Source organism: Tenuifilum sp. (assembly GCF_037481895.1).
GTDB classification, from domain to species: Bacteria; Bacteroidota; Bacteroidia; order Bacteroidales; family Tenuifilaceae; genus Tenuifilum; species Tenuifilum osseticum.
This window is the reverse complement of the sequence record NZ_JBBFKU010000017.1, coordinates 19562-41727: the sequence shown is the minus strand read 5'-3', so window position 1 is coordinate 41727 and position 22166 is coordinate 19562. Positions and strand designations below refer to the sequence as shown.

Here is a 22166-nt window from a genome sequence, read left to right as displayed (position 1 = left end):
ATCTTGCTATTAAACTTTTAAGGCTTGCGAAGTTATATTGTTATTTCAACAATTACAATACAGTAATGAGAAATATGGTTCAAAACCGTTAAATAATGTCAACTCATATAAAACCATAAGCCACCTAAAGAATTTTGACCTCCGTTCTGCGGTTCAGCGCCCTACCCTCAGGTGTACTGTTAGGAGCAACTGGTTTGCCTTTACCATACCCAACCCACTTCAGCCTTGCCAAATCAACCCCTTGCGAAATTAGGTAGTCGGCCACTGCTTTTGCGCGCTGCTCGGATAGCTTCAGGTTGTACTCGGCACTTCCCGTATCGTCAGTGTGCCCGCTAATCTCAATCCTCATTTCGGGGTTACGCTTAAGAATGTCCAACAGGTAGTTTAGCTCAGGTCTCGATTCGGGTAAAAGCTCGTACGAGTCAAATGCAAAAAAGATATTCCTGAGGGTTATCACCTCATCCTTTTCAATGGGTTGCAGTAGAACATCAAGCTTTAATGGCTTATCGAAAGAGTAGTATTCTGTCAAATCGAAATGCTCGGAATGGAAAAGATACCCCGGTGCCGAAACAAACAAACCGTACCTATTGCTTACTGGTAGGCAAACCAGGAACTCACGCTTCAATGCCGAAACTATATCCATTACAACCCTATCAAGCTTTAAATCGACCAGCTTAATGCTCGCCTCAACTGGCTCAAGGGTTTTACTGTTTCGCACAGTACCAACAACATACGATGTTGGAGTGGGACGCACCTCCGGGTATAGTTCAAAGGTGAAAACATCTCGTCCATTTTCCGGTTTGATGTCAGTGGAGTAGTAGGCTATGTTGCCCCTAGCATTGACAATTAAGCCATCCTCATCGCGATGGGTGTTAATTGGATAGCCCAAATTGACTGGCTTTGTCCAGGCTCCGTTACTATCGAGCCGGCTTACAAAGATATCGTGACCGCCCATCCCCATATGCCCCGACGATGAAAAGTATAGAGTTTTATTATCGAAATGAATGAATGGCGATTGTTCGCTCTCGTCGGTATTAATCACATCACCCAAATTCACCGGGTTTCCCCAGGTACCATCAGGCTTAAGCTCTGACTTCCATATATCGAACTTACCAAGGCCACCCGGCCTATTACTTACAAAGTATAGCGTTTTACCATCGGGGGAGATGGATGGCTGCTTTTCCGAATACCTTTCAGAATTTATGGTAGGAGGTAATTTCTGCGGCAAACTCCAAAATCCATCGGGTTCTAGAACCGATTGGTATAAATTACATACTCCGCGACAAATTGTAAAGTATATGGTCTTGCCATCGGACGAAACCGCTTGGGCTCCCTCATTAAACTCAGTGTTCAGGGGCGATTTTACAGGCTCTCCTCTACCCCATTGACCGTCCTCATTTCTGTAGGAAATGTAAAGGTCTTCCTGCCACTTGGTTCCCTTGATTCCCCTATCGGGATTCTTGGGTAAGCGAACGGTATAAACCAGTGTACGCTCATCGACCGAAAGGCTTGGCCAGTACTCATCCAAATCGGAATTAACCCCATCGCCTATATTTTTTGGTACAAAAGGAACCGGGTTGGCAATCTGATTTAGGGCAAACTGGCACTTCTCAATCATTTTGCGTGCCGAATCGTTCATGGTTGCCCTTTTATCTTTGTATGTCAAAAAAGTTTCGAAGCTGTTGAGCGCCTTTTGGTAATCCCCTGATGAAAAGTAAAGCAACCCCAAAATGTAGTAGGCTCTTGGATGAAAATCTTTATCGATGCATTGGGCTTTCAGAATACTCTCAATGGCTAAGTTAAGCTCCCCCATTTCCATGTAAACCTGGGAAAGCACGAGGTATGCCTCAATAAACTTTGGCTCTTTCTGAACACATTCAACTAGCAACTTTTTAGCTGTGATATAATCGTAACGGTCAAATGAACTCAGAGCTTTTTCGTACTGTTCAATTACTCGTTTATTACTTATTGTATACTTTTTCTTGACACTCTGTGCATTTACACTCAGCTGACAAAGCACAAGGGTAAAAATAACTATAATATATCGTGTAGCCTGCATAACTTACCTCTATATTTTTGATACGAAATAAAGGTAATCATTGTTTTCGAAAATGACACCAAGTTGATAGCTTAGAACTTATGCGTGAAAAATTTACCAGAGCCTAAAGTGATATCCTCCTGGCTATTCAAGATGTAAAATTCAACCCAAACCACTTCCAGCAATAAGAAATAGACAAAGGTTAATTCTGGCCAAGCACATTAAGCATTATGGCACCGCCAAACCTGCCTCTATCGCCACAGCGAGCCGAGAAGAATACATGGTTATTGCAAATGGTACATAAACCAGCTAGTTCAATATTACCCTCAGGTACACCAACCTCTAATAATGCATAAAGATTTGCACGCCAAAGGTCAAGAACAGGCTTTTCCCTATCGGGATAGTATAGTAAAAGATCGTACTTTGGGGGAAACTCTTTATTAACAACTGAAATAACATCATCGCCCACTTCGTAGCAGCATGGCCCTGCCGAAGGGCCTATTCCTACTAAAAGGTTGGCGGGGTTTGTTCCGTACTCGCTAATCATAGCCTTTACCACATTTGCTGCAATTCGATTAACCGTTCCCTTCCAGCCCGCATGGGCTGCACCTATTGCATTATTCACCGGGTCGTAGAAAAGAATGGGAACGCAATCGGCAGCCTGGGCTACAAGACAAATTCCCGGGTAGTTGGTTATCCATGCATCGGAATGCTGAAGGGCATCGTTTTTGCTAAAAGCCCCTTTCCCCTTTTGCATTGGCGTAACAACCTCAACCTTAACCCCATGCACCTGCTCAGCAAAAACAAAATCGGCTGGCTTGAATCCAAACTTGATTGCAAGGTACTCCCTATTCCTAAGGACAATTTTATTGTCCAAGTAACCATTCAAACCAATTGTAAAATCCTCATCATCCCAGCAACCAATGCGCGACGAAACAAAGTGAGTGATTGCCGATTGGTATTGCGTTAAATTATCGAACTTGAAGTACAGAATATCTTTGTAGATTAATGGCATTCGCTGTTCTTACTTTTTTGTATGTAACAAAAGTAACTAAAAATCGGCCACCAATAATAAAATCCGACGAACTGTCGGATTTTAGCATCTAAATGTTAGGTTTTAGGTATGAATGGTGGGACACTAGTAGAGCGTTGCATTACCGTACTTCATGTTAATGTCTACCCTTGCCTTTGGGTTAGCTGACTCGCCTACAACTCCCGATAGCTCAACCGTTGTATTCCCCTCAATGCGATTAAGCCTGCTTGGTACGTTACCAGTATTAACCTTCCCGTACGATACATTTGCATTCAGCAAATATGATGTTCCAGCTGGAATTGAAGCTTTTAATCCGGTATAGGCAGCGTTAAAGTTGATGTTTTCAAAATTAGCATCTACCGATGCAATCTTAACATCACCATACTTGGCGTTGAGGTTAAACTTTTTATTGAGGGCATCGATATTAAAAACCGTATATCCCGACTCACCAACCAGATTGTTTACCTGTCCAATTTCATACTTATCGTACTTGGAATCCAATACTAACGAGCTTACGTTCGACAGGCTAATTTTTGAGTATCGCGATAGAACAACCCCTGCAACCAGTTTCTGCACTTCGAGTTTACCATACTTCAACTGGGTCTTAATCCAGTTGGCCTCAACAATAGATGCATTACCATAGCTTACATCAATGGTATTGAGGGATTCGGAGTCTCCCCGGGTTAGCTTATCAATCTTGATATTACCATACTTCAACTCTACTGCAAGATGGCTGTTTAGCTCATTGATATAGATATCGCCAAATTTATTCTCTATCTGAACATCAACATTCTTGGGCATTTTAATTGTATAGTCAATGGACAACTCATCGCTCGACATTTCGAACATTCTGCGGTTTGACCTTTTGAACTCCTCATTGAATGAGGTAGTGGCTTTTACCACATCACCTTCCTGGCTAAGCTCAACTTCAATGGCGTCGAGTAAGGCTTTGGCCCTGGTTGCATTTGAATTGTCAACCTTAACCTGAACGTAAATTGATATAGCACTTTTATCCCAGTTCTGGATGTTTACTTGACCAAACCTATTCTCAACCACCAATTTGGATTTATCGGTAACCTGGAATTCCTTGCTATACTCCTTGGTCTGAGGGATTACTTTTGCTAATACGCTATTAGCAACAAGCAGCAACAGAACAACCGGAAAAAACCTAATACTTTTCATATTGTTTGAGTTTAATGATTTCTACTTTTTTACTCTCGAGCCTGTTTTAAAGCTTGTTCAACGCGTTCCATGGTTTCCAGTCGAATCTGGTAACTCTGAATGATTGCGCCCAAGGCAACATCGCTCCTTGGATTAGCTGATATCTCAGATTTTAGCAGGGGCTTATCAGCTAGCGATTCACCAAATAGTTGCTCGGGCGAGGGCAGCATTTGCTCATCTACATGAGCAATTTTCTCAATTGAGCGATACTTCCTGAGCAACTGGCTACGGTAGTATGCCTCAACCTCGTAAAGCTGTTTTGACTCAGGACTGGTGAAGTACCTAGCAATGTCGGCACCATAATGGTAATTGTAGTAAAGGCTAATTGCCCCCGTAATTGCTACAATAACAGCAACAGTAGCAGCAGCCATTAGGTAAGTACGAACGGTTAGCGAGCGATGCTTTTGTTTTAACCTTTGCATGAAGCGCTCCTCATGCCCTGGTAGCATCTCTTGGAATTCGAATTCCTCGCTGTTTTCCCTGATAAATCTCTCGATATTTGACATAGCAAACCTACTTTCTGTTTTTAACCAACTCTATCAGCCTTTGTTTGGCCCTTACAAACTGTGAACGGACAGTTGATTGGGCAATACCAAGCATTTCGGCAATTTCATCGTACTCATAACCATCAATAAGGTGAAGGGTGAGAACCAATCGGTAGCCTTCGGGCAGCTTTTGCATGGCAACCTTTACCTCTTCAACCGATTCGGGGCTATAGTCGTCATCGCTTGCCTGAACCGATACCCCGGGAGTATCGTCAATGGAAACGGTGAGCAAACGCTTACGTTTTAAATGGTCAATACAGGTATTGATAACAATACGCTTAAGCCAAGCCCCAAAAGTCACCTCATTTCTGAAGGTATCAATCTTGTCGAATGCTTTAAAGAACGCTTCTTGCATGGCATCTTCGGCCTCCATTTTATCGGTGATAATCCTGCAGCTCACGCTAAACATGGCATTGGCATATAGCTTGTAAAGTTCAAATTGAGCTTTACTGTCGCCACGTCGACACCGTTCAACTAGCTGCCCTGAAATATCCATAAACCCGATAAAACCAAAATCTACTATATAGACTGCAAGTTAATGTCTTTTGCTGCATTGCAGAACAAAAAAAGTTGAAAAAACAAAAAAGCCCCGTTACCGGGGCTTTATATCACTGGATACTTATGTTTTAGGCAAGGAAGCTAAGCAGGATACCAGCAGCAACAGCGCTACCGATAACACCTGCAACATTGGGCCCCATGGCATGCATGAGTAGATGGTTAGTTTTATCGTACTCCAAGCCTACCACTTGCGATACACGGGCACTATCAGGAACCGCAGAAACACCCGCATTACCAATTAATGGGTTAATCTTATTCCCCTCTTTAAGGAATAGGTTTAAAAACTTAACAAACATCACTCCACCAAAGGTTGCCACCACAAACGAGGCTGCGCCAAGCGCAAAAATACCAACCGATTTAGGGGTAAGGAAAGTAGTGGCCTGGGTTGATGCACCAACAGTTAAACCAATAAGAATGGTAACTATATCAATCATTGGCCCCTTGGCGGTATCGGCCAAACGCTTGGTAACAGTACTTTCCTTTAATAGGTTTCCAAAGAAGAGCATTCCCAGCAATGGTAAGCCTGAGGGTACAATGAAAGTGGTGAGCAGCATACCAATAACTGGGAACATAATTTTTTCAAGCTTTGAAACCTGTCTGGGTGGTTTCATTCGGATTAAACGTTCTTTCTGTGTAGTAAGGAGTTTCATCACGGGTGGCTGGATTACAGGCACCAACGCCATGTATGAGTATGCCGATATGGCAATGGCACCCATAAGTTCTGGGGCTAACTTTGACGAAAGGAAGATTGCCGTTGGTCCATCGGCACCACCAATAATACCAATCGCACCAGCCTCTTGCGGCGAAAAGCCAAGTAACAGGGCAAGCATATAGGCCCCAAAAATACCAAGCTGAGCAGCAGCTCCAATTAACATAAGCTTGGGGTTTGAAATTAGCGCACTAAAGTCGGTCATAGCCCCAATACCCAAGAATATCAGCGGTGGATAAACTCCTTTAAGCACGCCAAAGTATAGGTAGTTTAAAACGCTTCCACTTTCATAAACTCCTATCTGATAACCCGGAGTGAATGGAATATTTCCAACAATAATACCAAACCCAATTGGAACCAGAAGCATGGGCTCAAACTCCTTGGCAATGGCAAGGTAAATAAAAATTAATCCCACTACAATCATAATACCGTGACCAACAGTGAAGTTGGCAAAACCGGTAAAGGATAAGAACTGGGTTAAGTTATCCAACAGGAACGAGAAAAAACTTCCGCTTTGCTCCATGGCTAACCAATTATTACAAGTGTATCACCTTCAAGAACCGAATCGCCCTTTCGAACCTTAACCTCAACAACTTTCCCTTCCTTATCGGAATCGATGTTGTTTTCCATTTTCATGGCTTCAAGTACGAGCAAGCGCTGTCCCACTTTCACATGGTCACCAGGCTTAACAAGCACATCAAGTATAACGCCTGGCAGTGGCGATTTAACAGCACCCGAGGTAGCTGAACCAGGGCTAACTGTCTTAGCTACTGCGGGATGCGAGTCGGTTGCAGGCACAGCCTCAGGTCGAATAAGTTTAGGCGTTTTAGTTTGCTTAAGCTCCTTATCGAGCTCCACCCTGTATGGCGTTCCATTCACTTCGAGTTCTGCTATGTTCCCCTCAACATTCGAGATATGAACTACATACTCGTTGCCATTTATCTTGAACTTAAAATCTTTCATTTTGACTGATTGTTAGCGTTTTAACTAATTCAATTTCCTATGAACTAAAATGCGATTTGGAGTTTGTTGCAAACCATAAAGCTTTGAACTCCAGGGCGAGTAGCGGCGCGAAACACGCTCAATGGTAAGTACAGTTGATTCATGGTCGTGCTTTTCTGTTTCATAGAAGTATAGCGCAGCTGATATGGCTGCAAAAACCTCACCCGGAATCTCTTCAGCCACTTCTTCCACTGCCTCTGCCTTGGCAACTTTTGACTTTCGGAATTCAATGCGAATAGGCTTTTGAACCAACCTGGCAGTCAACTTAAAAAGACGGTATAGCACTAGTAAAGCAGTGAACACAACCGACATTGCTATGATTGCCATAATTACGCCAAAGGGGTCAAACTTTACAAACCTTTCACCAGTTGATACATGAGTCTCAAAAAGTTCATTGGTAGAGTTTGGGGTAGCAAGTTCGCTAATCCGCCATTCCCCTTTTCCGTTAGGCAATCGTACAAACGACTTATCTATACCAATTGCAGGTAAGGTAACACTATCAATCAGAGTACGGCCATCGGGTGCAATAAGTGCCACAAAACGGTTGATGCTGTCAAGTGTAAAATTCAAGTGTAATGTACCATGAACGCTTTTACCATCGGCAAAAAACACCAAATACTGCTGTTGCGGTATGAGCGTGATGGGATCGGCCGATGGAATACGATATTTCATGGGGTTTGAGATGTCGTTGGTAAGGAAACAACCTGCAACGTTAACACTGTTGTAGCCCGTATTTACTATCTCAATCCATGCACTTCGCTCACCATAGCTATCAATGTAGTTCGTTTTGTTAGTTAACATCACCTCGTTAATGCGGAGGTCGTAAACGCTTTGTGCGTTTACGCTAACACCCCCCAGAACTACAAGGACTGTAGCCAAAATCAATCTTTTTATTTTCATCATTGCTACAATCATTTTGGTTACAACGGTAGGTTAGAGTGTTTCTTTGGTGGGTTGGTATCCTTTTTGGTTGCCAACGACTGTAGCGCTCTGATGATGCGGAAACGGGTGTTGCGCGGTTCAATCACATCGTCGAGGTAACCAAACTTGGCTGCTACGTATGGGTTAGCAAATTTCTCCTTGTACTCCTGTTCCTTGCGAAGCAGGAACTCAACCTTAGCTTTTTCATCCTCAATGGTTTCCAGCTCACGGCTAAGCAATACCTCAATGGCGCCCTTGGGTCCCATAACCGCAATCTCAGCACTTGGCCAAGCGTAGTTGATATCGCCACGCAGGTGCTTTGAGCTCATCACGTCGTAAGCGCCGCCGTAGGCTTTACGTAATATTACAGTAACCTTAGGAACAGTAGCCTCGCCGTAGGCGTAAAGAAGTTTTGCTCCATGAATTATTATACCATTGTACTCCTGGCCGGTACCTGGCAAAAAGCCCGGAACGTCAACAAGTGTAACTATAGGAATATTGAATGCATCGCAGAACCTTACAAAGCGAGCTGCTTTGCGGGAAGCATTGATATCGAGCACACCGGCAAGGTATTTGGGCTGGTTGGCCACAATGCCCACCGACTGTCCGTTGAAACGGGCAAAACAGGTTACAATATTGGGTGCATAGTCGCGCTGCAATTCCAAGTACTCGCCGTTATCAACAACAGCCCCAATTACGTCTTTTACATCGTATGGCTTGTTGGGGCTATCGGGGATAATCTCGTTCAGGGCATCCTCCAACCGATCGATAGGATCGTTGCAGGGCATAAGGGGTGGCTCCTCAAGGTTGTTTTGAGGCAAGTAGCTTAAAAGCTTGCGGATAAGCATAATGCCCTCCTCCTCGGTTTCGGATACAAAATGTGCAACCCCCGATTTTGTGGAATGAACTCCAGCACCACCAAGTTCCTCGGATGTAACAGTCTCACCGGTTACTGTTTTAACCACCTTTGGACCAGTAACAAACATGTAGCTGGTATTACGCGACATGATGATGAAGTCAGTTAGAGCGGGTGAATAAACTGCCCCACCGGCGCATGGACCAAAAATGGCTGATATCTGGGGTATAACACCCGATGCTAAAATGTTACGCTGGAAAATATCGGCATATCCGCCTAAACTCTTTACTCCTTCTTGTATTCGAGCGCCACCGCTATCGTTGATACCTATTACCGGAGCACCGACCTTCATGGCCATATCCATGATCTTGCAGATTTTAGCGGCAAACATCTCCGATAGTGAGCCTCCAAACACTGTAAAATCCTGTGAAAATACGTAAACCAATCGGCCATCAATGGTGCCGTAGCCGGTTACTACACCGTCAGATAGGTAGCTCTCCTTATCGAGACCAAAATCGATACAGCGGTGCGAAACAAACATATCGAACTCCTCAAAACTACCTTCATCGAGCAGCATATCGATACGCTCGCGCGCTGTGTATTTTCCCTTTTTATGCTGAGCCTCAATACGTTTGGGGCCTCCGCCAAGTTTTGCTTTTTCCCTTAAATCAATAAGTTCTTTGATTTTTTGCTCCTGTGTGCTCATCGTTATATATTGGTGTTTGGGGATGTTTTTTACTTATTTTTATCCTCGCAAAGCTCGGTTAATACACCTAGGGTTGACTTCGGGTGAAGGAAAGCAATATCAAGCCCTTCAGCACCCTTACGGGGAGCTTTATCGATAAGGGTTACTCCCTGTTCCTCCATGCGCTTTAACTGCTCCTCAATACCTTTTACAGCAAAAGCAATATGGTGGATACCCTCACCTTTTTTCTCAATGAATTTACCTATTGGCCCTTCAGGGTCAGTAGATTCAAGCAATTCTATTTTGGTTTGACCAACCATGAAAAAGGCTGTCTTAACCTTCTGATCCTTTACCTCCTCAATATTGTAACACTTTAAACCCAGTACCTTTTCGTAGAAAGGAATCGATTCCTCAAGACTTTTAACGGCTATACCGATGTGTTCAATGTGTGATATGCTCATAGCTGTATTATTTTAAATTAGTTTGTGCAAAGTTACTTTGTATAGTTTACTTTAACCATAAAAGTTTCAAACGTTTTAGTTGTTTTTCAGCATTGTTAAAGAACATGTTTGTTAGAATTTTGCCGAAAATGGAACATAAAATAAAATAATCGCTTATTTTTGCAGCCAACTTTGAGTAATAAACTAATACTATAACACCATGGGAAAAGGCGATAAAAAAACCCGCAGGGGTAAAATATTTTTGGGTTCGTTTGGCAATACCCGCCCAAAAAAATCAAAAGTTCGTAAGGAAAAACGCGACAAGGCTAAAGCCCAAGCAAAGTAAATCGAACTTACTAACGAATGACTCAAACCGGCACTGCCGGTTTTTTTTTATCACCTCAAACCAACCCTATGTTAACGAATAGTGCAATTTAATCAAAAATCGACTCCAATCATTATTTGCAATAAGAGAAAAAAGTAAATAAATGGCTAAATTTGATTAATAGTCGTGAAAGTGAAATGCCGTACCCTAAAGCTAAAACGTTTAATCTTTTTTTCTTACTGATTTTATTGCTAATCAGCGGTTCTACTTATTCCCAAAACGCTCAGTACGATCGCTTAACCTTTCAGCGCGATTCATTGTTTGCCTCGCAGCTTTCCAACCAAATTGATAGCTTATTCTATGCCGGACAGTACGATAGCTGTATGCTTATAATTGACAAGGCAATAATCTTTTTCGATAAGTTAGGCTTAACCAGGTATAAAATTGATGCGTTAACCCGAAGGGGAGCAATTTACAGAATTAATGGTAAGTTCAGTAACGCCATGGCCGATTTTGGCGATGTGCTGGAGTATTACCAACGAACCGGGAATACAAAGGGCGAAGCTTCCACGCTAAACCATATTGGCGCAATTTACCGGCTAAGGGGCGATTATCCCACTGCGCTTGACTACTACTTTAAGGCTCTGGCCAATTACCAGAAAATTAACTACCTGCCTGGCATCTCGTCAGTTCTCAACAATATTGGAGTTGTTCATTTGTACCAAAAAATCTACGATAAAGCTTTAGAGTACTACAACAAATCGTTATCCATTGAGGAAACCCTAAAGAGCGATGAAGGGATTGGTACTTCGTACCTAAACATTGGCGAAGTTTACCGGAAAAAGGGCGATTTGCAAAAAGCCGCCGATTACTACCTCAGAGCTTTAGTTTACGCTAACCGTACAAATGACCTTGATGGCATTGGAACCATTTACAATGAGTTGGCAGGCATTAACATCGAAAACGGCTCCACTGAGGATGTTTTGAAGTACCTAAGGTTAGCTTACAATACTTTTTTAAGAACTAACAGTCCTCAACGACTTGCAGAGTGCCTAATAAACTTTGGGAAATACTACCAGGCTATAGGCAACATTAATCAGGCCATAAAGCATTACAGCCAAGCCCTTGAACTTGCCGATAAAAATAAAGTGCTTGAAATCAAAAGCGATGCCCACCGTCAGCTAAGTACACTGTTCGACAAGCAAGGCAACACCGTATTGGCATACTCCCACTTCAAAAAGTATATTGAAACCCGCGATAGCCTATTTAACGAGGATAACACCCGAAAATCCATACAAGCGGAATTCTTTTACAAGTTTGAGCGCCAACAGGAAGAACACCGGATTGCCGAAGCCAAAAAAGAAGCGGAATACGCTGAACGTTTAAGGCGCGAAAAAGTGGTCAAAACTTCACTTATCACAATAATTAGCCTAGGCGCTATTCTAATTGGGTTCATTCTATTCTATCTAAATAAAATCAAATTAAAAAACGAGGAACTCAAATACCACCAAAAGGAAATCCTTGAAAAAAACGAGGAACTCCAACAGCAACAGGAAGAAATTTTGGCCCAACGCGACGAGATTGAGCGAAAAAACGTAATCCTTGAACAATCGCAACAGATAATAGCCGATAAGAACGAAAGGATGATTAGCAGTATTGAGTATGCCAGAACAATCCAAAACGCATTGCTACCTAAACCTGAAAAATTTTCGGAATTGTTTTCGGACTACTTTGTTATATACCAACCCAAGGACATTGTGAGCGGCGACTTTTACTGGATTAGCAGCGATGAGCGTTACTCCTTTGCCGCAGTTATGGACTGTACAGGGCATGGTGTGCCCGGCGCTTTCATGTCGATGATTGGAAACACCTTGCTTAACAAGATTGTGATTGAGTGGGGCGTTAACCAACCATCAAAGGTTCTTGAGGCGCTTAACGAGCAGCTGCGCGAAGCCCTGAAACAAAAAGAGGTGGGTAATATTGTTTTGGCGGGTATTGATATTGCCTTTGTAACCATCGATAAGCATGAAAGGAAAATCTCCTTCTCAGGCGCAGCACGACCCATGCTAATCATACAAAATGGCGAGATGCAACTGGTAAAAGGCAGCATCCGTTCCACTGGCGGTTTTCAACCGGCAAACACCAAGCCCTTTGATGATGCTTGCTTTGATCTACTTTCGCCAACAAATATCTACCTATTTTCCGATGGTTACTCCGATCAAATCAGTATCGATAAAAAGAAATTTGGCTTACAACGTTTTACTGAACTTATCTATCAATCGCATAGCAAACCCATGGCTGCACAACGCGACCTGCTAATCCAAATGATGGAGAACCATTTACATGGTGCTGACCAACTTGATGATATCTGCGTGATGGGACTCCGGTTAGCATGATGCTACCTGATACTTAAATCGGGGTACTCCAGCCGAACATGGTAAATATTCTGCAACTTCTTCTTAAAAATTGTCTTTATCAGCGAAATATCCCTAAGCGTAACATCGGCAAAGCTGTACTGCCCTGAGTTAAGCTGATCATCGATAATCCTCTCGACCAACTGATCGATACTTTGTACGTTATACTCCTTAAGGCTACGCGAGGCTGCCTCAACGGCATCGGCCATCATCACGATAGCTGTTTCCTTGGTTTGCGGTTCTGGCCCTGGGTATGAGAACTTACCCTCGTCGATATTTGCATTCTCAGCCTGCAATTCCTTGTTGTAGAAGTACTTAACTTTGCTTGTACCATGGTGCATCTTAATAAAGTCAACTATTTGACTCGGTAATCCTGCCTTAGCGGCAATTTTCACCCCTTCATGCACATGATTTATGATAATCTCCGCGCTTTTAACATTATCAACATTCTCATGAGGATTGAATCCACCCTGCTGATTCTCAATGAAGAACATAGGGTTAGCCATTTTCCCAATGTCGTGGTATAGGGCTCCAGTCCTAACCAGTAAAGGGTTACCTCCAACACGCTGAACAGCGCTTTCGGCTAAATTGGCCACCTGTAAGGAGTGCTGGAAGGTTCCCGGGGCAACCTCGGCTAGCTTTCGGAGTAAATCGAGGTTGGTATCGGAAAGCTCAATAAGCGTGATATCGGACAAAAACCCAAAAAACTTCTCAATAATGTAAACTAATTGGTACGAAGCAAGAAGCAACAAAGCGTTTATACCATACCATAATGCAATGAACCAGTTTACCCCTTTGAGTGAGCCATCGCCAACAAGGTATAGGCTTAATGTTAACGTCAAGTAGGAGAAGTAAACAAGTCCCACAGTTTTAAATAGTTGGCCGCGATTGTACATTTTTGACAATCCAATTATTGCCACTATGCCAGCAATGAAGTTGGTGAATACAAACTCAAAGCTGTTGGGGACTAAAAATGCTACAAGAAAAATGGTAATAAGGTGAACAAAGAGGGCAAGCCGCGAATCGAAAAATGTTTTAACAAAAATGGGTACAATAGCTAGCGGAATAACAAAAATACTGAAGGAGTTGGTTTTGATTACCAGAGCCGAAACTGCAGCCGATGCCGTTATTAACATTAATATAAATAGCAGTTTCCTAATATCGTTCAATACCTCGTTTCGGAAATTCAATAGGAAAAGGAAAAGAACAATGTAGAGCGATGCAATAAGTATCATATTCCCAAAGAGAATGGCAAATAAATTTTTTGATCCCAAGCGTTTATCGTACTCTTTTTTGAGCGATTCAAGAATCTGGTAAATCTCTGAGTTTACCACCTCGCCCTTCACCACAATTTTCTCGCCGGCTTGTACCAACCCCTTGGTAATTGAAATATTTGATATTAGCTCATTACGGAACTTTTGCGTTGCAACCTCATCATAAAACAGGTTTGGTTGAATGTATTCCTTAAGGTTAATCATTTCCCACAAACCTACCAGCCCAGGACTTAAGCTTTTAGTGAAGTCGTTTGCATTTGAATTTAAGAGCTTAACAGCCTTTTGAACCGTATAAACCTCATCGAACCACTTGTCGTATGCCACATTATTGATAACAACAGCCAAACCCTGCTTGAGCATGCTGTTTGAAATGGCGTTCTCATCCTGATTGATAATACCCTTTAAGTATATCTGATTTAGGTTATCGGCAACAAACTTTTCTAGCTTCTGTTTTACTTTCAGGTAATTTGCTTTTGAAGTTTTTGATACATTCTGACTTGTAATGAACTTGTCAAATGCCAAGTCGAAATTGGCACTAAACCGCTCCATCTGCTGCGTGTGAATGGTAGAATCGTACCGGTAAAACGATTTGAACTCCTTCAGTAACTTGCTTTTTTCGGCAAAGAGCTCTTGCTCTGTCTTATAAACAGGAAAGTCGAAAGGGGCATAAAGATCCTCATGCATCCATGGTCGTCCTTTCTGGAATTCATAGCTAAATCGACCTTCACGCGGCATTATTGTAACCACAATGAGGTACGACACCACAAATAATACAAATGCGATAATGTGTTTTATTCTGCTTTTTGGGTTTGTAGCCATAACCATTTTTTTATAAAAGTACTAATCATTTATTTGTCATTGAAATGTAGCGAGGGTCAATATTTAGTACATTCAATCCCAGTTCCTTACCAGTGTTGAGCATAAGGGTATAGGCCTCAAAAAAATCGTTACGGATTTCCCCATCCAGGATAGCATCCTTAATCCTATTTTTAATTATCCCCACCTCCTTGCAGGGTTTCAGGTTAAAGGTTTCCATAATCATTTCGCCTGTTACCGGTGGCTGAAAATTCCTAATGGAATCTTTTTCCTCCACCTCCTTTAGCTTCTTCCTTACAATCCTAAAGTTTGCCAGATGTTTCCGAACCGTACTATCGTTCTTTGAGGTTATATCGGCTTCGCAAAGCATCATCAGGTCATCAATATCGTCGCCGGCATCAAATAGCAGACGGCGAACAGCCGAATCGGTAACAACCTCCTGCGATAAAACGATTGGTCTAAGATGAAGCAGAACCATTTTTTGAACATATTTCATCTTATCGTTAAGGGGCAACTTGAGCTTACGAAATATTTCAGGGATCATTTTTGCGCCCAAAAATTCGTGTCCATGAAAAGTCCAACCCTGACCCGCCACAAAGCGTTTTGTTTTTGGCTTGCCAATGTCGTGAAGCAATGCAGCCCACCGCAACCAAAGGTTATCGCTTTTCAACGACAGGTTATCCAACACCTCAAGCGTATGGTAAAAGTTATCCTTGTGCGATACTCCATTACGCGATTCCACTCCCTTCATTGCCGCCAATTCCGGAAAAATATGTTGCAATAGCCCTGTTTGTTCAAGAAGTAACCACCCTACCGATGGCCGTGGCGAAGCCATTATCTTATTTATTTCGTCCACAACCCGCTCAATGGAAACAATAGTAATGCGTGAGCTCATTTCACGGATAGCATCCAGGGTTTTGAGCTCAATATCAAAGTTTAGCTGTGTTGCAAACCTGATTGCCCTGAGCATACGCAAAGGATCGTCGGAAAACGTGGTGGCGGGGTCGAGCGGTGTGCGTATTATTTTACTTTTTAAATCCTGCAAACCGTTGAACGGATCAATTAGCTCACCAAAGTTTCGTTTGTTCAGCCCAATTGCAAGGGCATTTATGGTAAAATCGCGCCTTTTCTGATCGTCCTCAAGCGAACCGTTTTCAACTATTGGCTTTCGGGAGTCGAGTCTGTACGATTCCTTTCGGGCGCCTACAAACTCAATATCCCACTCGTTGTGCTTTAGCTGTGCTGTTCCAAAGTTTTTGAAATAGGTTACCTTCCGTGCCCTAAGCCTTTGAGCCACCTTGCGTGCAAAATCTACTCCGCTGCCTACAACAACTATATCAATATCCTTCGATGGTCGGTTCAGTAAAATATCCCTCACAAAGCCTCCAATAACGTAAGCATCAACCCCCTCAATCTCTGCCACATCCGATATTACTCTAAATATGTTGCTTTTTAGGTATTCCTTCATATTGTTATGTTATGCCTGACAAAATTACAACTTATCAAACTTTTAGCCTAAATTTTTGTTTTATAGTAAAAATGCTTTGTTTAAAACATCGCAATGATAAAATGACATATATCAGCTTAAAATATTCAACAAAATTATGCCATTAAATGTTTTGGTATTACTTTTGCATCGAAATATGTAAATAATTTGATTTATTAATAAATAAACCAGTAACACTATGATTGAGCACTTAACAGCAGAAACATTCAAGCAGAAAGTATTTGATTACGAAAAGAATAACGAGTGGAAGTTTGAGGGCGACAAGCCTGCCATCATCGATTTCTATGCCGATTGGTGTGGTCCCTGCAAAATGGTAGCACCTATTCTGGAAGAACTTGCCAAGGAATATGAGGGCAAGCTCAATATTTACAAGGTAGATACCGAGGAAGAGCAGGAACTTGCTGCCGTTTTTGGAATTCGAAGCATTCCATCGTTACTCTTCATTCCGCTAAATGATCAGCCACAAATGGCTATGGGGGCATTACCTAAGGACACCTTTAAAAAGGCATTCAAGGATGTTTTAGGTGTAGAGTAATTGAACCATTTTGTAGAAGAGGAAAAGGAGCCAAGGCTCCTTTTTTTATTTTGGGTGATTTTGCGTTAGATACCAGAAAGCATGGCCTTAAAACCTTAACCCTGAACTTTGAATTCCGCTTCGCGGGACTGGTTCTTTTCCCCTGTAAGGCGAGGCGGGACTTTTATCCTTTAACCTTTATTCCCGCTAATGCGGGACAGGCTCTCTATCCTTTATCCTTTATCCTTTATCCTTTAATGACTATCAATCCCCATTAGCATCAAAAACAAATGCTTTTGCACCTTTGAAATCTCACCCATGTATTCCCTTACAGCCTTAACGCTTCCGGGTAATGTGTACACAAATGTAGATCCCATTAACCCAGCAACGCCTCTACTAAGCAAAGCGTTTGGTTTTTCGGCCCCATACTTTAAACGAATGTGCTCCATAATCCCGGGAATTTCTTTATCGAGCAATGGTTTTACAACATCGGGAGTAATATCGCGCGGGCCAATTCCAGTTCCGCCAGTTGTTAAAACCATATCGTATTTAGAGTTTCGTGCTTCAATCAGCCTATTCTCTAGCAAATCTCTGTCGTCGGGAATAATTTCAGTTTCCACCTCTAACTGCCAGGGTATGGAGTTAAAGAAATCAGAAACAAGTTTAGCAACCTCAGGACCGCTAAGGTCCTCATACTCGCCCCTACTTGCCCTGTCGCTTAAAGTAATTACTTTTACCCTGTAAACCTTTGGGTAAAAGCTAAGCTCATCGCCTGCTTTTAAGGAACCTCCTTTCAGTACCCGAACAAATATCCCCTCCTTAGGCATCACACAGTTACCCACCTGACGGTAGATGGCGCACCCATCGCCATGGCACGATTTGCCAATTTGTGTCACCTCAAGTTCAACACCAGCACCCACAAAACGGTCGCCTGGCTTTGTCCTGTAAAGTTCAAGACCATGAGTGGTGATATTTTCGGCAAAATCGCCATACTTTACAGGTAGACCGCTAGCCTTTGTAAACTTTTCGATACTCTCAACGCCGAGCATGCTCACCTGACGATGCCAGGCACCAGCATGTGCATCGCCTTTAACACCAAGCGAGTTTAGCTCAATACGATCAACTGCATGCTTAGTTGTTCCTTTTTTTTCGGAGATATTTACCGATACAACCTTTACAGTAATGGGATTAGTTTGCTCCATAGCTAATCAATATCCTTTTTGGTTTTCTCAATTAGTTCAACGCGTTCTATAACCATTTGCTTGTCAACAGCCTTGCACATGTCGTAAATGGTAAGGAGCGCCACGGTTGCTGCTGTTAGTGCTTCCATCTCCACACCGGTTTGCCCAATGCACTTGGCGTAACTTTTAACCTCAACCCCATTATCGCAAAGGGCAGCTTTAACATCAACCTTAGTAAGCATGAGTGTATGGCAAAGCGGAATTAGTTCAGGAGTTCGCTTAGCAGCCTGTATGCCTGCAATCTCCGCAATGGTTAAAACATCACCCTTTTTCATTTGGTTATCACGGATCAGCTTTACCGTTTGGGGTAGTAAACGAATAAAGCCAGTTGCGCTAGCCTCGCGTATTTGATTGGGTTTATGACCAACATCAACCATATTGGCCTTGCCATTTTTATCGGTGTGCGATAGTTCCATCTCAGCCTCCTATGTTATAAAACTCACCGCTACGGTTTGCAACTCCGCAAGCTGGTTTATTTTTTATAGCCATTTCAATTGCTTGCTGTATGCCTAACTCCCTTACGTTATATCCCTTGTCGCTAAAAAGGCATGGTTTAAGAATACCATCGGCGGTTAAGCGCAACCTGTTACAGGTGCTGCAATTTCCACCCTCGCCACCCTCAACAACGCCAAAGACACCATCATCGAGGTTCATCTTTGGGATAAAACGGGCAATAAAGCCATTAGAGTTAGCAAATGCTTTAACGGCTTGGGCATCGGGTTCGTTAGAGTTGTTTTCTACCACGCAATTTAATTTTATGGGGTTAAACCCCACCTTTTTGGCTTCCTCAAGTCCCTCCAGCACATCGGATAGCGTGCCAACCCTTGTTATAGCCTTATACTTTTGGGGATCTAACGTATCGAGACTAACATTTATGCGTTTTAGTCCGGCATCGTAAAGGGGCTGAGCAAATTGTTTTAAAAGCGTTCCGTTGGTAGTCAAACCTAAATCGGTAATACCCTCAACTGTTTTAAGCATCCTTACCAAGTCCACAATTCCTTTGCGGACTAGCGGTTCGCCACCAGTAATGCGAACCTTATCAAAACCATGCTGAACCGCAATCCGAGCTATTTCTACAATTTCCTCAAAGGTTAAGACCTGGTTATGGGGTATTTGGACAATACCCTCCTCGGGCATGCAGTAGGTACACCGCAGGTTGCACCTATCGGTAACCGATATCCTTAGGTAATTAATGCGCCTATTAAATTGGTCGAACATCCAAAAGTTCTCCTTTTTTGAGTTCTTTTACTCCAAGCGGAATAGCTGCAATACCTGTAGCCTTTGCCAACGAAAATATATGGGCTGAACCATGGAACTCAAGAGGTTCAACCTCCCCTATATCGTTAACAAAAACAGGGAAAAGCCCTAAACGTTCAGCTCGTTTTCGGGAATAATCAATTGCTAAGGGCAACTTGTATGTCCTAGCGTAAGGCTCATTGCATTGCATCATCATCAGGAGTGCAGGTTTTACCAGCAACTCAAACTGTACAAACGATGATACAGGATTACCGGGCAATCCAAATATTAATTTATTGCCAGCAACTCCAAATGTAGTTGGTTTTCCGGGTTGAACTGCTATGGAATCGAATAGGATTTTAACACCCAAACGCTCCATAATTCTTGGAACATAATCAAAATCGCCCATTGAAACTCCACCTGTAAGCACTACCACATCGCTTTCAGCCAAAGCCCTAGCAATGGCTTTTTCGGTAACCTCCTCGGTATCGCCTACTATACCATGGTACATTGGAATTGCACCTGCTGAAATTACCTGTGCAATTAGTTGATGCCCGTTGCTATTCCTAATCTTGCTACCCTGTGGTATTTCAGTTGGCTCAACAAGCTCATCGCCGGTTGGCAAAATTGACACTCTAGGCCTTACAGAAACGATCGGGGAATGACATCCGAGTGCAGCCATTATGGCTATATGCTGAGGCTTAATAAGGGTTCCTTTGCTTAACGGCGACTCACCAATTTTGATGTCCTCGCCAAGTTCACAAATGTTAGATTTTGGTTTACTGCCTTTAAAGCGAATAGTTCCATCGGACAATATTTCGGTATCCTCAACGGGTATAACACAATCAGCTCCATTGGGTATGGGTGCGCCGGTCATTATCTTCGAGCATGTGCCCTGGGCTATAGTTCTTTGGGGTATAGTCCCTGCTGCAATAACCTCAATTACTGTAAGGGGATTATCCAAATCTGCAGCCCTGCAAGCGTAACCATCAACAGCCGTTTTGCGGAATGGCGGCATATTTATATCGGAAACCACATCATGCCTCAACACTCGGTTTAGACTTTCGGATAATGAAACATGCTCTTGTCCATTCAAAGCGGTAACGCTTTGTTCTACAATCCTTATCGCCTTATCTAACGATATCATAACACTGATTCATTGTTTTGCAAATATGTACAAAAAAGTTGTTACCGAAAAGAATTTTTTTTCATATCGATTTGTATTATTAAACCAAAGCACCATGAATTAACAAATTCAACAGGGCTAATTTTAGGTGAATGAATCGGAATGAATCGGAATAAGCAGAATATGATGGAGTTATAGGAAGCTTGAGTCCGTTAAAAGTGAATTGTGAGCTGTGAAACGCAATGTTTGAGGCGGGAATGAGTCGGAATGAATCGGAATGAATCGGAATGAATCGGAATGAATTGGAATAAGCAGAACATGATGGAGTTAGAGGAAGTTTGAGTCCGTTAAACGTGAACCGTGAGCCGTGAAACGCAATGATTGAGGCGGGAATGAATCGGAATGAGTCGGAATAGGCAGAATATGATGGAGTTAGAGGAAGTTAGAGGAATGGTAAAAAAAGTGTTGGGCTAAACCAAATGACCATGAATTAACAAATACAACTGGCCTAATAAAAATGTGGATACAGAAACATTCTTAAAGGATTTTAGTCGATTGAAACACAATAAAACATTTAAACAACTTGTTTCTATTGACTTATCGAGGCAATCCCGATTTATTAAAATCTTTCATTCTGTGTTCTCGGAACGATTAGATTTTGTTAGTCGATTCGTCAATTGAAAAGTTCAATTGACGAATTTGGATTCAATGTCGTTTAGTTAAGGGTATTTGTAATGTTGCGCGCAAGCGAAACATCACAAGTCGTACTGAGTCCCGATTTATAGGGATAGACATCGCCTTAGTATCTCATTGCTCCTTTCTCTTCAATCCTTTGAAGAGATCCCTCGCCTTTGCTCGGGATGACAAAAACCCTATCTTCCTTTCTGCTATCTTGTCATGCTGAGCTAGTCGAAGCATCTCTTTACCTTTAATCCTTGTTGCTTTTTTGTAAACCGCTCTTTGCCATGCTTTTCTGTTGCGATGCAACGCTTTCCCCCTGCTCTTTGGAAAAAGTATTGCGTGCATCGCTATACATGTGGGAATCATCATGGTGTTAAAAATATTACGCCCCTACGGGGCTGGAAGCGTGGTTCGTTGTTCGTGTTTTGTTGTTCGTTGTTCGTGAAGCTATTGTCATGCTGAGCTAGCCGAAGCATCTCTTTGCACCTTCATCTCCTAATCAATGCGATTCCTCAGCCAATAAGAATAGGCTATGGTAGTGGCATTAAAGCCTGACCCGGCAATGGGTCGGGGGTGGAACGTGGCGGTGGGTTTAGAAAGCGATACCATATGAGCCACGCTGCAGGCGTGGCGAATAGTATCGCGTGGCAGTTCCACCCACGGGGTACCCATCGGGTCGGGCTTTTCAGCCTTGATTTTCTTTGGTTCTTTCTTGTATCAAGACAAGAAAGAACGTGAAAATCACTCTTTGCAATGTTTTTCCTTTGCGATGCAAAGCCTCACCATTACTCTTTAGTATATGCATTGCGTGCATCGCAATACAAGTGGGAGTAAACATAGGGTTACAAATATTTAGCCCCTACGGGGCTGGAAGCGTTGTTCGTTGTTCGTGAATCGTTGTTCGTAAATGCCATTCTGTGTAACACCGTGCTACACTGTGAAACCCTGTGAGACTTATTTAGTTGATGGTTGACAGTTGATGGTTGTTAGTGAGGGTAATGTCATGTTGAGCATTAGCGAAACA

General features: G+C 42.6%; 19 protein-coding genes and 1 pseudogene. 3 read left to right on the top strand and 17 right to left on the bottom strand.

What is annotated here, in order from left to right; translation table 11 throughout:
- Positions 1 to 124 precede the first annotated feature (124 nt).
- From WHS63_RS06820 to mce, 10 genes are all read right to left on the bottom strand, one after another.
- Positions 125 to 2059 (bottom strand): OmpA family protein, encoded by a 1935-nt coding sequence (locus WHS63_RS06820; protein WP_445204465.1) that lies wholly within the window; start codon positions 2057 to 2059, stop codon positions 125 to 127.
- Between the two features lie 181 nt (positions 2060 to 2240).
- On the bottom strand, positions 2241 to 3053 hold the full coding sequence (gene pgeF / locus WHS63_RS06815; protein ID WP_445204464.1) for a peptidoglycan editing factor PgeF: 813 nt from the start codon (positions 3051 to 3053) through the stop codon (positions 2241 to 2243).
- A gap of 123 nt (positions 3054 to 3176) precedes the next feature.
- Entirely contained in the window at positions 3177 to 4253 is a 1077-nt protein-coding gene (locus WHS63_RS06810) for a hypothetical protein (protein WP_445204463.1), read from the bottom strand.
- A 29-nt stretch (positions 4254 to 4282) separates the two neighbouring features.
- On the bottom strand, positions 4283 to 4798 hold the full coding sequence (locus tag WHS63_RS06805; protein WP_445204462.1) for a hypothetical protein: 516 nt from the start codon (positions 4796 to 4798) through the stop codon (positions 4283 to 4285).
- A 7-nt stretch (positions 4799 to 4805) separates the two neighbouring features.
- Complete coding sequence (locus tag WHS63_RS06800; RefSeq protein ID WP_445204461.1) at positions 4806 to 5333, bottom strand: RNA polymerase sigma factor; 528 nt, start codon at positions 5331 to 5333, stop codon at positions 4806 to 4808.
- Between the two features lie 130 nt (positions 5334 to 5463).
- Positions 5464 to 6627 (bottom strand): sodium ion-translocating decarboxylase subunit beta, encoded by a 1164-nt coding sequence (locus WHS63_RS06795; protein ID WP_445204460.1) that lies wholly within the window; start codon positions 6625 to 6627, stop codon positions 5464 to 5466.
- A gap of 2 nt (positions 6628 to 6629) precedes the next feature.
- Positions 6630 to 7067: an acetyl-CoA carboxylase biotin carboxyl carrier protein gene (locus WHS63_RS06790; RefSeq protein ID WP_445204459.1), complete on the bottom strand. Its 438-nt coding sequence runs from the start codon at positions 7065 to 7067 to the stop codon at positions 6630 to 6632.
- A gap of 24 nt (positions 7068 to 7091) precedes the next feature.
- Positions 7092 to 8009, bottom strand: a complete 918-nt coding sequence (locus WHS63_RS06785) for an OadG family transporter subunit (RefSeq protein ID WP_445204458.1) — start codon at positions 8007 to 8009, stop codon at positions 7092 to 7094.
- Positions 8010 to 8026: 17 nt separating this feature from the next.
- Positions 8027 to 9589 (bottom strand): acyl-CoA carboxylase subunit beta, encoded by a 1563-nt coding sequence (locus WHS63_RS06780; protein ID WP_445204457.1) that lies wholly within the window; start codon positions 9587 to 9589, stop codon positions 8027 to 8029.
- Positions 9590 to 9618: 29 nt separating this feature from the next.
- Positions 9619 to 10029, bottom strand: coding sequence for a methylmalonyl-CoA epimerase (gene mce, locus WHS63_RS06775; protein WP_445204456.1), 411 nt, complete (start codon positions 10027 to 10029; stop codon positions 9619 to 9621).
- Positions 10030 to 10228: 199 nt separating this feature from the next.
- Between mce and WHS63_RS06770 the strand changes: the two genes are divergently transcribed.
- Together WHS63_RS06770 and WHS63_RS06765 are read left to right on the top strand one after the other, a co-directional pair.
- On the top strand, positions 10229 to 10354 hold the full coding sequence (locus WHS63_RS06770; protein ID WP_445204455.1) for a 30S ribosomal protein THX: 126 nt from the start codon (positions 10229 to 10231) through the stop codon (positions 10352 to 10354).
- 176 nt (positions 10355 to 10530) lie between these two features.
- Positions 10531 to 12729: a tetratricopeptide repeat protein gene (locus WHS63_RS06765; RefSeq protein ID WP_445204454.1), complete on the top strand. Its 2199-nt coding sequence runs from the start codon at positions 10531 to 10533 to the stop codon at positions 12727 to 12729.
- A gap of 2 nt (positions 12730 to 12731) precedes the next feature.
- On the opposite strand, the gene WHS63_RS06760 is transcribed toward WHS63_RS06765, so the two are convergent.
- Positions 12732 to 14840, bottom strand: a complete 2109-nt coding sequence (locus WHS63_RS06760; RefSeq protein ID WP_445204453.1) for an HD family phosphohydrolase — start codon at positions 14838 to 14840, stop codon at positions 12732 to 12734.
- A gap of 25 nt (positions 14841 to 14865) precedes the next feature.
- Entirely contained in the window at positions 14866 to 16305 is a 1440-nt protein-coding gene (locus WHS63_RS06755) for a CCA tRNA nucleotidyltransferase (protein ID WP_445204452.1), read from the bottom strand.
- Between the two features lie 211 nt (positions 16306 to 16516).
- Between WHS63_RS06755 and trxA the strand changes: the two are divergent.
- A pseudogene (trxA, locus tag WHS63_RS06750) lies at positions 16517 to 16879 on the top strand (thioredoxin); the annotation flags it as partial.
- Positions 16880 to 17112: 233 nt separating this feature from the next.
- Here trxA and WHS63_RS06745 read toward each other — a convergent pair.
- The 5 genes from WHS63_RS06745 to WHS63_RS06725 form a co-directional block, all read right to left on the bottom strand.
- Complete coding sequence (locus tag WHS63_RS06745; protein ID WP_445204451.1) at positions 17113 to 18060, bottom strand: molybdenum cofactor synthesis domain-containing protein; 948 nt, start codon at positions 18058 to 18060, stop codon at positions 17113 to 17115.
- 2 nt (positions 18061 to 18062) lie between these two features.
- On the bottom strand, positions 18063 to 18515 hold the full coding sequence (gene moaC / locus WHS63_RS06740) for a cyclic pyranopterin monophosphate synthase MoaC (protein WP_445204450.1): 453 nt from the start codon (positions 18513 to 18515) through the stop codon (positions 18063 to 18065).
- Position 18516: 1 nt separating this feature from the next.
- A complete protein-coding gene (locus WHS63_RS06735) occupies positions 18517 to 19317 on the bottom strand; it encodes a GTP 3',8-cyclase MoaA (protein ID WP_445199107.1) in 801 nt (266 codons plus the stop codon).
- Entirely contained in the window at positions 19301 to 20482 is a 1182-nt protein-coding gene (locus WHS63_RS06730; RefSeq protein ID WP_445199108.1) for a molybdopterin molybdotransferase MoeA, read from the bottom strand. The genes WHS63_RS06735 and WHS63_RS06730 overlap by 17 nt, the downstream gene beginning before the upstream one ends.
- Before the next feature lie 1155 nt (positions 20483 to 21637).
- On the bottom strand, positions 21638 to 21814 hold the full coding sequence (locus WHS63_RS06725) for a hypothetical protein (RefSeq protein ID WP_445204449.1): 177 nt from the start codon (positions 21812 to 21814) through the stop codon (positions 21638 to 21640).
- Between the last annotated feature and the right edge of the window lie 352 nt (positions 21815 to 22166).